15 protein-coding genes are annotated in these 12,158 nt (G+C 64.2%); 5 read left to right on the forward strand and 10 right to left on the reverse strand.

Annotation, left to right across the window (positions count from 1 at the left end):
• The first annotated feature begins 3 nt into the window (after positions 1 to 3).
• The gene (locus tag ACYHH6_RS03725; RefSeq protein ID WP_112560129.1) at positions 4 to 330 is read left to right on the forward strand and encodes a chorismate mutase; all 327 of its coding nucleotides are present in this window, start codon (positions 4 to 6) and stop codon (positions 328 to 330) included.
• Positions 331 to 435: 105 nt separating this feature from the next.
• Entirely contained in the window at positions 436 to 837 is a 402-nt protein-coding gene (gene rpsP / locus ACYHH6_RS03730; protein ID WP_112560130.1) for a 30S ribosomal protein S16, read from the forward strand.
• A gap of 64 nt (positions 838 to 901) precedes the next feature.
• Here the strand turns inward: rpsP and ACYHH6_RS03735 are convergent, their stop codons facing one another.
• The 4 genes from ACYHH6_RS03735 to ACYHH6_RS03750 form a co-directional block, all read right to left on the reverse strand.
• Entirely contained in the window at positions 902 to 1,165 is a 264-nt protein-coding gene (locus ACYHH6_RS03735; protein WP_352586425.1) for a YMGG-like glycine zipper-containing protein, read from the reverse strand.
• A gap of 121 nt (positions 1,166 to 1,286) precedes the next feature.
• Positions 1,287 to 1,814 (reverse strand): SRPBCC family protein, encoded by a 528-nt coding sequence (locus ACYHH6_RS03740; protein WP_352586424.1) that lies wholly within the window; start codon positions 1,812 to 1,814, stop codon positions 1,287 to 1,289.
• 19 nt (positions 1,815 to 1,833) lie between these two features.
• Positions 1,834 to 2,244 (reverse strand): DoxX family protein, encoded by a 411-nt coding sequence (locus ACYHH6_RS03745; RefSeq protein WP_352586423.1) that lies wholly within the window; start codon positions 2,242 to 2,244, stop codon positions 1,834 to 1,836.
• Positions 2,245 to 2,366: 122 nt separating this feature from the next.
• A complete protein-coding gene (locus ACYHH6_RS03750; protein ID WP_352586422.1) occupies positions 2,367 to 3,272 on the reverse strand; it encodes a bestrophin family protein in 906 nt (301 codons plus the stop codon).
• A 185-nt stretch (positions 3,273 to 3,457) separates the two neighbouring features.
• On the opposite strand from ACYHH6_RS03750, the gene ACYHH6_RS03755 reads away from it, so the two are divergent.
• Positions 3,458 to 3,868: an ACT domain-containing protein gene (locus ACYHH6_RS03755; RefSeq protein ID WP_352586421.1), complete on the forward strand. Its 411-nt coding sequence runs from the start codon at positions 3,458 to 3,460 to the stop codon at positions 3,866 to 3,868.
• A gap of 175 nt (positions 3,869 to 4,043) precedes the next feature.
• Here the strand turns inward: ACYHH6_RS03755 and ACYHH6_RS03760 are convergent, their stop codons facing one another.
• Entirely contained in the window at positions 4,044 to 5,078 is a 1,035-nt protein-coding gene (locus tag ACYHH6_RS03760) for an aspartate-semialdehyde dehydrogenase (protein ID WP_352586420.1), read from the reverse strand.
• Between the two features lie 660 nt (positions 5,079 to 5,738).
• Here ACYHH6_RS03760 and ACYHH6_RS03765 point away from each other — a divergent pair.
• Both ACYHH6_RS03765 and ACYHH6_RS03770 read left to right on the forward strand, forming a co-directional pair.
• Positions 5,739 to 7,580 carry a DEAD/DEAH box helicase gene (locus ACYHH6_RS03765; protein WP_352586419.1) on the forward strand — a complete coding sequence of 614 codons (1,842 nt, stop codon included), beginning with the start codon at positions 5,739 to 5,741 and terminating at the stop codon, positions 7,578 to 7,580.
• 315 nt (positions 7,581 to 7,895) lie between these two features.
• Positions 7,896 to 8,603 (forward strand): DUF805 domain-containing protein, encoded by a 708-nt coding sequence (locus tag ACYHH6_RS03770; RefSeq protein ID WP_352586418.1) that lies wholly within the window; start codon positions 7,896 to 7,898, stop codon positions 8,601 to 8,603.
• Here the strand turns inward: ACYHH6_RS03770 and ACYHH6_RS03775 are convergent.
• From ACYHH6_RS03775 to ACYHH6_RS03795, 5 genes are all read right to left on the reverse strand, one after another.
• Complete coding sequence (locus tag ACYHH6_RS03775; RefSeq protein WP_352586417.1) at positions 8,600 to 9,112, reverse strand: GNAT family N-acetyltransferase; 513 nt, start codon at positions 9,110 to 9,112, stop codon at positions 8,600 to 8,602. The two genes, ACYHH6_RS03770 and ACYHH6_RS03775, sit on opposite strands and share 4 nt — an antisense overlap.
• The gene (gene leuB / locus ACYHH6_RS03780) at positions 9,084 to 10,187 is read right to left on the reverse strand and encodes a 3-isopropylmalate dehydrogenase (RefSeq protein WP_352586416.1); all 1,104 of its coding nucleotides are present in this window, start codon (positions 10,185 to 10,187) and stop codon (positions 9,084 to 9,086) included. The genes ACYHH6_RS03775 and leuB overlap by 29 nt, the downstream gene beginning before the upstream one ends.
• An 80-nt stretch (positions 10,188 to 10,267) precedes the next feature.
• Positions 10,268 to 10,618 (reverse strand): VOC family protein, encoded by a 351-nt coding sequence (locus ACYHH6_RS03785; RefSeq protein ID WP_352586415.1) that lies wholly within the window; start codon positions 10,616 to 10,618, stop codon positions 10,268 to 10,270.
• A 13-nt stretch (positions 10,619 to 10,631) separates the two neighbouring features.
• Complete coding sequence (locus ACYHH6_RS03790) at positions 10,632 to 11,015, reverse strand: RidA family protein (protein ID WP_352586414.1); 384 nt, start codon at positions 11,013 to 11,015, stop codon at positions 10,632 to 10,634.
• Between the two features lie 184 nt (positions 11,016 to 11,199).
• Positions 11,200 to 12,123 (reverse strand): Ivy family c-type lysozyme inhibitor, encoded by a 924-nt coding sequence (locus ACYHH6_RS03795; RefSeq protein WP_352586413.1) that lies wholly within the window; start codon positions 12,121 to 12,123, stop codon positions 11,200 to 11,202.
• Between the last annotated feature and the right edge of the window lie 35 nt (positions 12,124 to 12,158).

A 12,158-nucleotide genomic window follows, 5' to 3' on the forward strand; every position in this document is an offset into this window, starting at 1 on the left:
GCTATGAACGAAGAAAAGGACATGGCCGATGCCCGCATCATCCTGGCCGGCTATCGCGCTTCGATCGATAACATCGATGCCGCCCTCATCCACATGCTGGCCGAGCGCTTCCGCTGCACCAAGGCGGTCGGCGTTCTGAAGGCCGAGCATGGCCTGCCGCCGGCCGACCCGGCGCGCGAGCAGCAACAGATCACCCGCCTTCGCCAGCTGGCGAAGGATGCCCATCTCGACCCCGATTTCGCGGAAAAATTCCTCAACTTCGTCGTCCGCGAAGTGATCCGCCATCATGAGCAGATCGCCGCGTCCAACGGCGCAAGCAAAGCCGGCTAAGTAAGTGCATGTCGCCCAAAAGTGCGCAGCGGTTTTGGGATAACGACCTGCACAAGACAAAAGCCACACCCTATCAATGAAATCAGAGCTTTTAGGAGAAATGAAATGGCACTGAAGATCAGACTGGCCCGTGCGGGCTCGAAGAAGCGTCCTTACTACCACGTCGTCATCGCCGACGCCCGTTCGCCGCGCGACGGCCGGTTCATCGAGTCGATCGGCTCGTGGAACCCGCTGCTGCCGAAGGATGGCGAGCGCGTCAAGGTCGACGCCGACCGCGTCAAGCATTGGCTGTCGCACGGCGCCCAGCCGACCGACCGCGTTCTGCGCTTCCTCGACGAGGCCGGCCTGCTCAAGCGCGAAGCCCGCTCCAACCCGAAGAAGGCCGAGCCGGGCAAGAAGGCGCAGGAACGCGCCGCTCTGCTGAAGAAGGCACAGGAAGACGCAGCAGCAGCCGTTGCCGCCGCTGCCGCGGCCCCGGCCGAGGCGGAAGCCGCCACCGCCGAGTAAGCGTTCGCTTCATCGCTTTAAGAAAACGGCGGGCCTAGGCCCGCCGTTTTTCGTTGACGTCCGCTCAATAGCCATCCGGGCAGCGGGCGATATAGACACGCCCATAGCGGTCCCGATAGCGGCAACGGTCCGGTTCGTTGGCCCGGCCGATCAGTGCTCCTGCAACGGCACCAACCGCGCCGCCAACGACGGCCCCTTCCACGGGATCATTTGCGACCGCAGCGCCTATGGCCGCTCCGCCCAGACCGCCGACAGCCGCGCCCTTTTCCGTTTGCGAACAGGCGCCGAGCGCCGTTGCCAAGACCAGAATGGTAAGAATTTTCTTCATTGTCGTTTCCTCTCCAACCGAAAGCGCCTCCACGCGCCTTGGCTCGACAACGCATGACACCGTGAATTGATCCATTGGAGGGAAGATGCGTTCCGGCCCATTCCGGCCGGTGCGGCTCGTCCTATTTCTCCGTGGCACGCTTCAGATTGGCGAGGCCCGCCTCGAAATCCTTGCCGATCAGCGTATCGAAATTCATGAACAGGCCCATCAGCTTGGCAATGAAGGGCCGGCTGCCGCGCATCGCCCAGGTGACGCTGGTGATGTCACCGGCCGGCTTCAGCGTGAAGTCGACGCTGTTGTTGGCCCGGAACGGTTTTTCGAAGTCGAGCTTCAGCGATACCAGCGAGGATGGCACGGAATTGACGATTTCCATGCGCCCCTTGCCGGCCTTGGCATTGCCTTCCCAGGCATAGGCCGCGCCCTTGCCGCTTTCGCCGCCGGACAGCGTGCGCTTCATCTCCGGGTCGAGCTTTTCATAGGGCGACCATTCGGGCCAGCGCTTGAAATCGTTGATCAGCGGAAAGATCGCTTCCGGCGCGGCCTTGATGCTGGCCGTGCGGGCGGTGACGAAATCATTCGGCCGTGTCGCGGCATAGATGAGGACGGCGGCGATGATAACGACCAGGATGATGAGGATGGTGGTGAGCATCTTTTTCTCTCCTTCGTGCTTAGCGGCTGAACGGGATCAGGGCACGGACGCGTGGGTCGCGCAGATACAGGCCGCTCCACAGGATGATGCCGAGATAGACGCCGAACAGCGTGTGCGAGAACAACGGGCTGCCGACGCGCATATTGGTGGCGATGGCGCCGCCGAGATAGCCGGTGAGCAGAATGGCGCCGAGCACCGAAGTGCGCGGCAGCGCATAGAGCGCCGTCGAGATTAGCCCGATGATGCCGAGCATACGCGCGACACTGACATCGGCCGGCCAGCCGAGCGGCACCATGGTCTGGGTGACGACATCGAGCGGCGGCAGCTTGATGACGCCATCGGAGATCATGAACAGGACGATGAGGCCGCTGAACACGCGGCCGGTCCACAAGGCGCCCGGCGAGACGGGCGTGGTTTGAGAAATGCTCATGCTGCTCCCTCCTAGGTGATTTGAGCCGTTTGCTGGCTTCGAACCAAGGACGCTGCATGAGGCATGCGATCCTACAGGACAGGGATTCTTTTTGGGCGCGGCGGCGTCACCCGTATCGAGGCCTAGGAGAAATAGAACTTTTCGGCCGGGATCATCTTCGGCGGCGTTTCGCCCAGCGCCTCGAACACCGAGATCTCGCAGACGCGGCAGAGGCCGTCCAGCGCAAGGTCGTTGGGCTGGGTGCCGAACGGATCCTCGAGCTCTTCCGACAGTGCGTCGAGGCCGAAGAAAGTGTAGGCGATCAGCGCCGTGAACAGCGGCGTCGCCCAACCGGCGGCGGACGCCAGCCCGAATGGCAACAACAGGCAGAAGATGTAGGCGGTCCGCTGCAGGAGCAGCGTGTAGGCAAAGGGCAGCGGCGTCCCGGCGATGCGCTCGCAGCCGGCCTGCGCGGCGGCGACTTCCGACAGCCGCTCATCGAGGATGCGGTAGCCGATCGTATCGATGGCACCGGCCTTGCGGAGTGCCGCGATGCGTCCGCCCATCCGCCGCACCATGGCGTCCGGCGCGTTGGCGGCCTTGGCGGCGCCTTCAACGTCGTCGCCGATGAAGGTGCGGGCTTCCGCCGTGGCGTCGACGCGCCTGAGCAAGCCACGCAGGAAGTGACAGAAGGCGGTCGCTTCCATCAGCAGGCCGCGCAGTTCGTTACGGTCCTCGATCAGGCCGCTCGAGGCGCGCGCGAGGTTGCGGATGTCGAAGACCAGTTGGCCCCATAGCTTGCGCGCTTCCCACCAGCGGTCATAGGCGGCGTTGTTGCGGAAGCCGAGATAGATCGACAGCGCGACGCCAAGCAATGCGAAGGGTGCCGTGCCGGCATTGCCGAAGTCGAGCTTCAAGGCCCTGACGATGACCACCACCATCGCGCCATAGGCGGCAAAGCCGAAGATTTGCGGCAGGATGCGCGGCACCACGGAGCCGCGCATGATGAAGAACAGATGCAGGAATCCCGGACGCGGACGAACGATCATCGAAACCCCTTTCACGGACCGGCGCCGGTCCTGAGCCCGTCTAGTGTGCAATGCACCGGCAAGGCAAGCTCGGCCGCCAGCGACATCGCCATGTCGCCCAAGTGGGGGACTACCGGCGCGATGCCGGCCGGTCTAAGGACGAAGCGGGACAGTTCCCGCAGCTTGGGAACGCCCAAGGAGGCACCATGGCCGGCGAGACCGATCTGAAAAAACTGCTGGCGTCGATGATGCCGCACCTTCTTGCCGGCGTCCATGTCTTTGCCGCGCTGGCGCCCGGCACGCCGATGCCGGAAGACCTCGACCCGGTCATGCAGTTTTGCGAGCGGGAAGGCATGACGCTGATCGTGCCGGAGGAGCAGGCGAAGGCAGCCGGCCTCACCGGGACGTTCCGCTGCCGGATGATCACGCTGAACATCCACTCCTCGCTTGAAGCCGTCGGCTTCCTCGCCGCCATCACCACCCGGCTGGCCGCTGCCGGCATGGGCGTCAACCCAGTCTCGGCTTTTTATCACGACCATCTGTTCGTTCCCGCTGAACGGGCGGAGGAGGCAATAGTGATACTGGAAAGTTTGGCGGAGGAGAGCCGGCTTACTTGAAACGCCCGTGCCGCCCCTCATCCCCTGCCTGGACCTTCTCCCCCGTGAACGGGGAGAAGGAGGCTAACGGCCGAAGGCCGAGCCCGCGACTGCGGGCCGCCGGCTTTCCGGCGCCCCCGCGGAGGGCCCGCCGCGGCAGCGGCGATACGGCCCGTGAGCGAAAACTAGACCGCCGTCAGGCCGCCTTCTTCTTCGGCTGGATCAGGCCGCGCTCGACCAGCAGTTCGGCGATCTGCACCGCATTGAGCGCCGCACCCTTGCGCAGATTGTCAGCGACGATCCACATCGACAGGCCGTTGTCGATGGTCGAATCCTCACGGATGCGCGAGATAAAGGTAGCGTCCTCGCCGGCCGATTCGAGCGGCGTGATGTAGCCGCCGTCCTCGCGCTTGTCCAAGACCTGGCATCCCGGCGCTTCGCGCAGAATATCGCGCGCTTCGTCGGCGGTGATCGGCTTTTCAAACTCGATGTTGACAGCTTCCGAATGGCCGATGAACACCGGCACGCGCACGCAGGTCGCCGTCAGCTTGATCTTGGGGTCGAGCATCTTCTTGGTCTCGGCAACCATCTTCCACTCTTCCTTGGTGAAGCCGTCATCGAGGAAGACGTCGATATGCGGAATGACGTTGAAGGCGATGCGCTTGGTGAACTTCTTGACGTCGACCTGGTCGGCGACGAAGACCGCGCGCGTCTGCGTGAACAGCTCGTCCATGCCTTCCTTGCCGGCGCCGGACACCGACTGGTAGGTGGCGACGACGACGCGCTTGATGGTGGCGAAGTCGTGCAGCGGCTTCAGCGCCACCACCAGCTGCGCCGTCGAGCAGTTCGGGTTGGCGATGATGTTCTTGCGCGAAAACAGCGAGATCGCGTCCGGGTTCACTTCCGGCACGATCAGCGGCACGTCCTGATCGTAGCGGAACGCCGACGAATTATCGATGACGACGCAGCCCTGCTTGCCGATCTTCGGCGACCACTCCTTGGAGACGGTGCCGCCGGCCGACATGATGCAGATGTCGGTGTCGGAAAAATCATACTGGTCGAGCGTCTTGACCTTCAGCGTACGGTCGCCGAAGGACACTTCGGTACCCTGGCTGCGCCGCGAGGCCAGCGCCACAACTTCGCTTACCGGAAAGCCGCGCTCTTCCAGTATGTTGAGCATTTCGCGACCCACATTGCCCGTGGCGCCGACTACTGCAACCTTGAAACTCATTCGAAATCTCCTGTCCCTCTCCGCTTGGTTTTTGGAGAAAACCCGCCGGCCAATGCGGGTTCCGTCCCCCGGGCCGGACCCGGGAGAGGGTGGTTAGGCCAAGGGAATCACACCGTTTTGGTGGTGGTTTTGCCAGTTTTATCGGCCAAGAATGCGGTTTTGGTTGAACGGTAAGACGCGCGAACGCGCCCGGCCCCACTGACGTGGCCGGGGAAGTCGAATGCAAGAAGCGCCATCAGAAGGCCGCGCATCGAAAATGATCCCGTTCGATGCCGGCTTTTACGCGGTTTGCGTCAGGAGTCAATTGGCGCGACCGTCCCTTTTCCCCGTCACTCTACGGGGAGAAGGTGCCCGAAGGGCGGATGAGGGGCGGCGCTGACTTCGATGGTTAGCTCATCCGGAAGTAAGGGCCTGAAGCCTTGCTCCCCGGCTTACCCATCAGCGTTGGCGCTGCCCCTCACCTGCCTGCCGGCATCCTCTCCCCGTATAGTGACGGGGAGAGGGGCGCTCGAGTCAACGATTTCGCCAATCGCCGGCGCTATGCCGCCTGCTCTGTACAATGGCGACCGCAGGAAGTAGGAACGCCCGAGAAATGCTTGGGCTGGCGTGTGCATGAGCCGGCGTTGCCGCCCGTAGGCGGCCAAATTCCGAAAGAGTAACATGTCCAATTTCGAAGGTATCGTTCCTGCGCTGGCAGAGGCGCTGGAAAAACGTGGCTATGTCGAGCTGACGCCGGTGCAGAAGGCGGTGCTGGAGCTGGGCGAGGCCGACGCTCTGGTGTCGGCTCAGACCGGCTCCGGCAAGACCGTCGCTTTCGGCCTGGCATTGGCGCCGACGCTGCTTGGAGGCGCCGAGCGCTTTGGCCCGGCTGGCGTGCCTTTGGCATTGGCGGTGGCGCCGACCCGCGAGCTCGCCTTGCAAGTCACGCGCGAGCTGCAATGGCTCTATGCGCCGACCGGCGCGACCGTCGCCTCCTGCGTCGGCGGCATGGACATGCGCTCCGAGCGCCGCGTGCTGGAGCGCGGCGCCCATATCGTCGTCGGCACGCCCGGCCGGCTGCGCGACCACATCACCCGCAATTCGCTCGACATGTCGGCGCTGAAGGCCGTGGTGCTGGACGAAGCCGACGAGATGCTCGATCTCGGCTTTCGCGAAGACCTCGAATTCATCCTCGACGCAGCACCTGCCCAGCGCCGCACGCTGATGTTTTCGGCCACCGTGCCGCGCTCGATCGCCACGCTGGCGCAGGGCTATCAGCGCGATGCCGTGCGCATCTCGGCCGGAGGCGAGGAAAAGCAGCATCTCGACATCGAGTACCGGGCGCTGAATGTCGCCTACCCCGACCGCGAGAACGCCATCATCAATGTGCTGCGTTTCTACGAGGCGAAGAACGCGCTGGTGTTCTGCAACACCCGCGCCGCCGTCAACCATCTGACCGCGCGCTTCAACAACCGCAATTTTTCCGTCGTGGCGCTGTCGGGTGAGCTCAGCCAGAACGAGCGCAGCCATGCGCTGCAGGCGATGCGCGACGGCCGCGCCAAGGTCTGCATCGCAACGGATGTCGCCGCGCGCGGCATCGACCTGCCCAATCTCGAACTGGTCATCCACGCGGATTTGCCGACCAATCCCGAAACGCTGCTGCACCGCAGCGGCCGCACCGGTCGTGCCGGACGCAAGGGCGTCAGCGCGCTGATCGTGCCCAACGGCGCCCGCAAGCGCACCGAGCGGCTGCTGCAGAATGCCGGGCTTAAGGCGACTTGGGCGAGCCCGCCCTCGGCCGACGACGTAATCAAGCGCGACGACGAGCGGATCCTTGCCGATCCGGCTTTCGACGAGCCGGTGGCCGATGACGAGCGCGGCTTCATCGAGGCGCTTCTGGCCAAGCACGGCGCCGAACAGGTGGCAGCCGCTTTCGTGCGCCAGTGCCGCGCCAGCCGCTCGGCGCCCGAGGATCTCATGGACGTAGCGCCGTTCACGCCATCGCGTGAAAAACCGGCGGGCGAAAAGTTCGAACGCCGGGATGAGGCGCCCAGCCGTCGCGACGATTTCGGGGACAGCGTCTGGTTCTCGCTGTCGATCGGACGGCGGCAGAACGCCGAGCCGCGCTGGCTGATCCCGATGCTGTGCCGCACCGGCAACATCTCCAAGCGCGAAATCGGCGCCATCAAGATGCAGCAGGAAGAAACCTTCGTGCAGATTGCGGCCGATTGGGCCGACCGCTTCCTCGCCGCCATCGGCCCTGACAAAAAGCTGCAGGGCAACATCGTTGTGAAGCGCCTGGACGGCACGCCCGACCTGTCGCGCGCCGGCTACCAGACGCCCAAGCCCGACAAGAAGCCGCATCGCGGCAAGCGCCCGTTCGAGGCGCCGCAAACTGCGCACAAGCCGAAATTCGAGAAGCGGGAACGCCCGGCTGGCGATGCAAAGCCTTGGGCCGGGAAGCCAAAATTCGACAAGGCCGGACCGCCGAAGAACAAGAAGCCGAAGAAGCGGCCGGAGTAGGATTTTTGGAACGCTGGAGGGACAGCACCCCCCCTCTGGCCTGCCGGCCATCTCCCCGCAAGGAGGGCGATCGGCAGCTCCTGCCTCAGCGCCCTCTCTTCAACGTTGGAGATTAGCGAAGGCATTCGCGGCATCTAATCTCCCCCCGGGGAGATGTCCGGCAGGACAGAGGGGGGGTGTGAAGGAACTCAATGGAGGAGTGCGCGATTCTACACCGCTGCACTCCGGCGATGACTAGGGCGCGCTCCATTTCGTCCACCCCCTTGCAGTCCGCCGCAACTTTGAACAGTCTACGCCAACACGGGGGTGAGGCGGATGCAGGGCGAAGTTCTTCATTATGACGAGGCCCAGGGGTTCGGTTTCATCACCGGGGCGGACGGCAACCGCTACACCTTCGCGCGCGAAGATCTGCGCCGCGATACGGTGATTGCCAAGGGCGCCGTGGTCGAGTTCCTGCCCGCGAGCGGCCAGGCGCGCGACGTTTTCTCGATCCGCGCCCAGGCCGCTGGACAAGCCACCGCAGCTCCCGCTGCAAGCGCCGCGCCGCCCAAACCCGCCGCCGCTTCAGCCGCGCCGCAGCATTTCGGCCGCCTGGCTGACGACGGCGCGGTCCACGATAGCGGACTGCCGGGTTATTTCTGGCGGGGCGTGACGCGCAACTACATCAACTTCGCCGAGCGCGCCTGCCGCAAGGAATTCTGGGCCTACTGCCTGTTCTGGACCGTCAGCTTCATCCTGGTCGGTCTGGTCGGCGCCCTCGCCGACCAGACGATAGGCAATTTCAATGACGGCAACGGGCCGATCGTGATGGTCGGCGTCTGGGGCCTGTTTGTGCTGGCGACGTTCCTGCCCTGGCTCGGCCTCATTGTCCGCCGGCTGCACGATATCGGCCTCACCGGCTGGCTCGTCCTGCTGATTCTCGTGCCGACCTTCGGCACCCTGGCCATCATCGTGTTCGGACTGATCCCGACCCAGGGCCACGAAAACCAGTGGGGGCCTGTGCCGCAGGGTGTCAGGGTTTAGAGAGTTCTTCTTAGCGCATCACCGGACAGCCTGAGAAACACCTTCCGCCCGTGCCGTTCGGCGCCGAGCCGGTCGTAGAAACGCAACGCGCCCTCGTTCCAGTCTTCGGTGGTCAGGTCTATGCGGCCGATTCCTTCCCTGAGGCAATGGCCGGCGAGAAAGCTGAGCAGCGCCCGTCCGGTGCCGGCGTTGCGAGCATCCTCGCGCACAAACAGATCCTTGAGGAACATCAGCCGTTCGAGATCGATGCCGGGATGCGCGATCGCCACCGAGGCCAGCCCCGCAACCTTGCTGCCGGCGAAGGCCAATGCGAAATGCGGATAGGCTGGGCTTTCATCGCCGAGCCATTTTCGTGCCGTGGCAGCCGTCCGGCGATGATCGAGCGGCGCCTGCCGGTAGTGCGTCGCCATCTCGCAAAGCACGGTGGCAAGCGCTTCCGCATCGTCGGTCGTCGCCCAGCGGACGTCGACCGCCACCGGATCAGCCAAGGAATATGGCGATGATGGCATCGCCCATCGCGACCGTGCCCACCTCTGTCATGCCCTCGGACAAAATGTCCTTGGTGCGCAGGCCGTCATCGAGCACGGCGGCGATTGCGCCTTCGAGCTTGTCGGCCTCGGCAACCATGCCGAAGGAATAGCGCAGGCACATGGCGAAGGATGCGATCATGGCGATCGGGTTGGCGATGCCCTGGCCGGCAATATCGGGCGCCGAGCCATGCACCGGCTCGTACAGCGCCTTGCGCTTCCTGGTCTTCACGTCAGGCGCGCCGAGCGAGGCCGACGGCAGCATGCCGATCGAGCCCGTCAGCATGGCGGCGATGTCGGACAGCATGTCGCCGAACAGATTGTCGGTGACGATGACGTCGAATTGTTTTGGCCAGCGCACCAGCTGCATGCCGCCGGCATCGGCCAGCATGTGATCGAGCTTGACGTCGGCGTATCTAGCCTTGTGGGTCTGGGTGACGACCTCGTTCCACAGCACGCCGGATTTCATCACGTTGCGCTTTTCCATCGACGTGACGTGGTTCTTGCGGGTGCGCGCCAGCTCGAAGGCGACGCCCGAAATGCGCTCGATCTCGAACGTGTCGTAGACCTGGGTGTCGATGCCGCGCTTCTGGCCGTTGCCGAGATCGATGATCTGCTTGGGCTCGCCGAAATAGACGCCGCCGGTGAGCTCGCGCACGATCAGGATGTCGAGGCCTTCGACCACCTCCTGCTTGAGCGAGGAGGATGCGGCGAGCGCCGGATAGCAGATCGCCGGGCGCAGATTGGCGAACAGCTCCATGTCCTTGCGCAGCCGTAGCAGCCCGGCCTCGGGACGCACCTCATAAGGCACCTTGTCCCATTTCGGTCCGCCGACGGCGCCGAACAGCACGGCATCCGCCGCCATCGCCTTTGCCATGTCGGCATCGGAAATCGCCGCGCCATGCGCATCGTAGGCGCAGCCGCCGACCAGGCCTTCATCGGTGATAAAACCGCTGCCCAGCTTGGCGTTCATGGCCGCAATCAGCTTCTTCACCTCGGCCATCGCCTCGGGGCCGATGCCGTCGCCGGCGAGCAGGAGAAGATTTTTCGAAGCCATCAGAACCGTCCCGACACTGTTTGGAGAAACCGCGGCCTTGCTAAACGCCAAGCGGGCTGCATGCAAGCCTGGAAGCGCAATCACCGATGCGAGAGAATATTGACCAATCTGCCGAACGGATCGCGCACATAAAAGCGCCGCACGCCCCAGGGTTCGTCGGCCGGGCCGTATTCGATGGCAAAGCCGGCGGCCTTCATGGCGTCGAGCGCCGCTTCGACATCATCGACCTCAATGGAGAGGTCCGGCACCGGCGTGCCCGAGCCGCCTTGAGCCATGAAGCTGATCTGCACCTGCATCCGTTCGTCGGAACCGTAGGTGACGATCCAGCCCTGATCCATCAGCACATCGAGGCCAAGCACGTCCTGGTAGAAGCGTTTCGCCGCTGCCGCGTCCTGCGTCCCGATATTGGCGACGATGCGCCGGACCGTCATGGCTTTGGCCTCCTCATGTCGTGTGCCGCAGCGCCGTGACTTCGATCTCGATCTTCATCTCAGGCTTGTTGAGCTGGCACACGATCATCGTCGCCGCCGGGCGGATGTCGCCGAATGCCTCGCCGAGGATCGGGAAGACGACATCCACGAAGGCCTGGTCGGTGATGTAATAATGCGCCCGCACCACATCGGCCATCTCGAAGCCGCCGTCCCGAAGCGCCTTGGCGATGGTGGCGAGACAATTGCGCGTCTGCGCCTCGACCGTCTCCGGCATGGTCATCGTCGCATAGTCGTAGCCGGTGGTTCCCGACACGAAACACCAGTCGCCCTGCACCACCGCACGCGAATAGCCGGCGGTTTTCTCGAAGGGCGAACCGGTGGAGATGAGTTTGCGCATGAGGATTCCCCGTGATCGTAAGCGCTCGTCTAGCAGAGGAGTGCTGGACCGGTCGTGGGCCAACTCAGATGGAGTGGCGGTGCAAAAGGTCTTATGCTGGCGGGACAGCGCCCCTCTCTGTCCGGCAGGACAGAGGGGGGCGCGAAGGATCGCGGCGGACCAGAAGGCCCGCCCCGTGAAAACCCTAGTTCCCCTGCGCCTTGTCAAACGCTTGCTTGATATCCGCCGGCCAGGTCTTCACGTCCGGCCACGCCTGCGGCTCACCATCATCGCCGCGGCGGGCGAAGTAGAGCGTGTGCTTGACCGGATCGACGGCCATGAAACCATCGCTGCCGCCGCAATCGTGCGGCACGCAGCCGCTGGCATAGAAGGCGCCGGACGCCGTCTTTTCGGTGCCGCCGCCGACCAGCAGGCTGGTCGCCATGTCCGGCATGGTGTCGCCAAGCAGCGTCTTCGCCGCCTTGTAGACGGCCTCGTTGTGGAAGGCGTCGATGATGTTCTGGTACTTGGACGGATCGACATCTTTCCAGTCGGTGCCGGGCTCGGGCGCATATGTCAGCTCGCCTGAAATCGTCAGCCCTTCGCTGGGCGACCATTGCAGCGCCTGCTGCTCAGCGCCCGGCAACAGATAGGGCACGAAATAGATCGCATTATCGGCCACCGCCGCCGGCGGCGCGCCGCATTCGTCCTGCTCGACAGTAAGGCTCTGGATCTCGCCGCCCTCTGGCTTCCAGACGATCACCGTGGCCGGGCCGCACTGGTTGCCGCCATCGCCGACATTGACCAGCGCCACGTTGACGCCGCCGACCTTGACCACCTTGTCGAAGAACACGTCGTAGTTGCTGGCCAGCTGCTTGCCGTCATAGGCCAGCACCTTCTCGCCATACTCTTCCTGCTGGGTGATGGTCAGCTGCCCACCCTCGAACGGGATCGGCCCTTGGCTGTCATCGCCGGCCAGGGCCGTATTGCTCGACGCGCCCGGGTCGGCGGCCTCGCCGGACGGATCTTCAGCCGGCACCAGCACCGTGTCGGTCTGTGCATGCGCGCCAGCCACCGGCATCAGCATCCACGCCAACACGCAGGCGCCAGCAAGAAGCGAACGTGTCATGACTGTCCCCTCCGTTCAGCCGCCACGAACCCGGC

It is taken from the genome of Mesorhizobium sp. P171375 (genome assembly GCF_057786075.1).

Excerpts from the sequence above, each read along its gene's own strand:
- ACYHH6_RS03760 (WP_352586420.1), bottom strand. The coding sequence starts at position 5,078 with ATGAGTTTCAAGGTTGCAGTAGTCGGCGCCACGGGCAATGTGGGTCGC.
- ACYHH6_RS03755 (WP_352586421.1), top strand. The coding sequence starts at position 3,458 with ATGGCCGGCGAGACCGATCTGAAAAAACTGCTGGCGTCGATGATGCCG.
- ACYHH6_RS03785 (WP_352586415.1), bottom strand. The coding sequence starts at position 10,618 with ATGACGGTCCGGCGCATCGTCGCCAATATCGGGACGCAGGACGCGGCA.
- ACYHH6_RS03790 (WP_352586414.1), bottom strand. The coding sequence starts at position 11,015 with ATGCGCAAACTCATCTCCACCGGTTCGCCCTTCGAGAAAACCGCCGGC.
- ACYHH6_RS03735 (WP_352586425.1), bottom strand. The coding sequence starts at position 1,165 with ATGAAGAAAATTCTTACCATTCTGGTCTTGGCAACGGCGCTCGGCGCC.
- ACYHH6_RS03775 (WP_352586417.1), bottom strand. The coding sequence starts at position 9,112 with ATGCCATCATCGCCATATTCCTTGGCTGATCCGGTGGCGGTCGACGTC.
- ACYHH6_RS03765 (WP_352586419.1), top strand. The coding sequence starts at position 5,739 with ATGTCCAATTTCGAAGGTATCGTTCCTGCGCTGGCAGAGGCGCTGGAA.
- ACYHH6_RS03745 (WP_352586423.1), bottom strand. The coding sequence starts at position 2,244 with ATGAGCATTTCTCAAACCACGCCCGTCTCGCCGGGCGCCTTGTGGACC.
- ACYHH6_RS03740 (WP_352586424.1), bottom strand. The coding sequence starts at position 1,814 with ATGCTCACCACCATCCTCATCATCCTGGTCGTTATCATCGCCGCCGTC.
- ACYHH6_RS03795 (WP_352586413.1), bottom strand. The coding sequence starts at position 12,123 with ATGACACGTTCGCTTCTTGCTGGCGCCTGCGTGTTGGCGTGGATGCTG.
- leuB (WP_352586416.1), bottom strand. The coding sequence starts at position 10,187 with ATGGCTTCGAAAAATCTTCTCCTGCTCGCCGGCGACGGCATCGGCCCC.
- ACYHH6_RS03770 (WP_352586418.1), top strand. The coding sequence starts at position 7,896 with ATGCAGGGCGAAGTTCTTCATTATGACGAGGCCCAGGGGTTCGGTTTC.
- ACYHH6_RS03750 (WP_352586422.1), bottom strand. The coding sequence starts at position 3,272 with ATGATCGTTCGTCCGCGTCCGGGATTCCTGCATCTGTTCTTCATCATG.
- rpsP (WP_112560130.1), top strand. The coding sequence starts at position 436 with ATGGCACTGAAGATCAGACTGGCCCGTGCGGGCTCGAAGAAGCGTCCT.
- ACYHH6_RS03725 (WP_112560129.1), top strand. The coding sequence starts at position 4 with ATGAACGAAGAAAAGGACATGGCCGATGCCCGCATCATCCTGGCCGGC.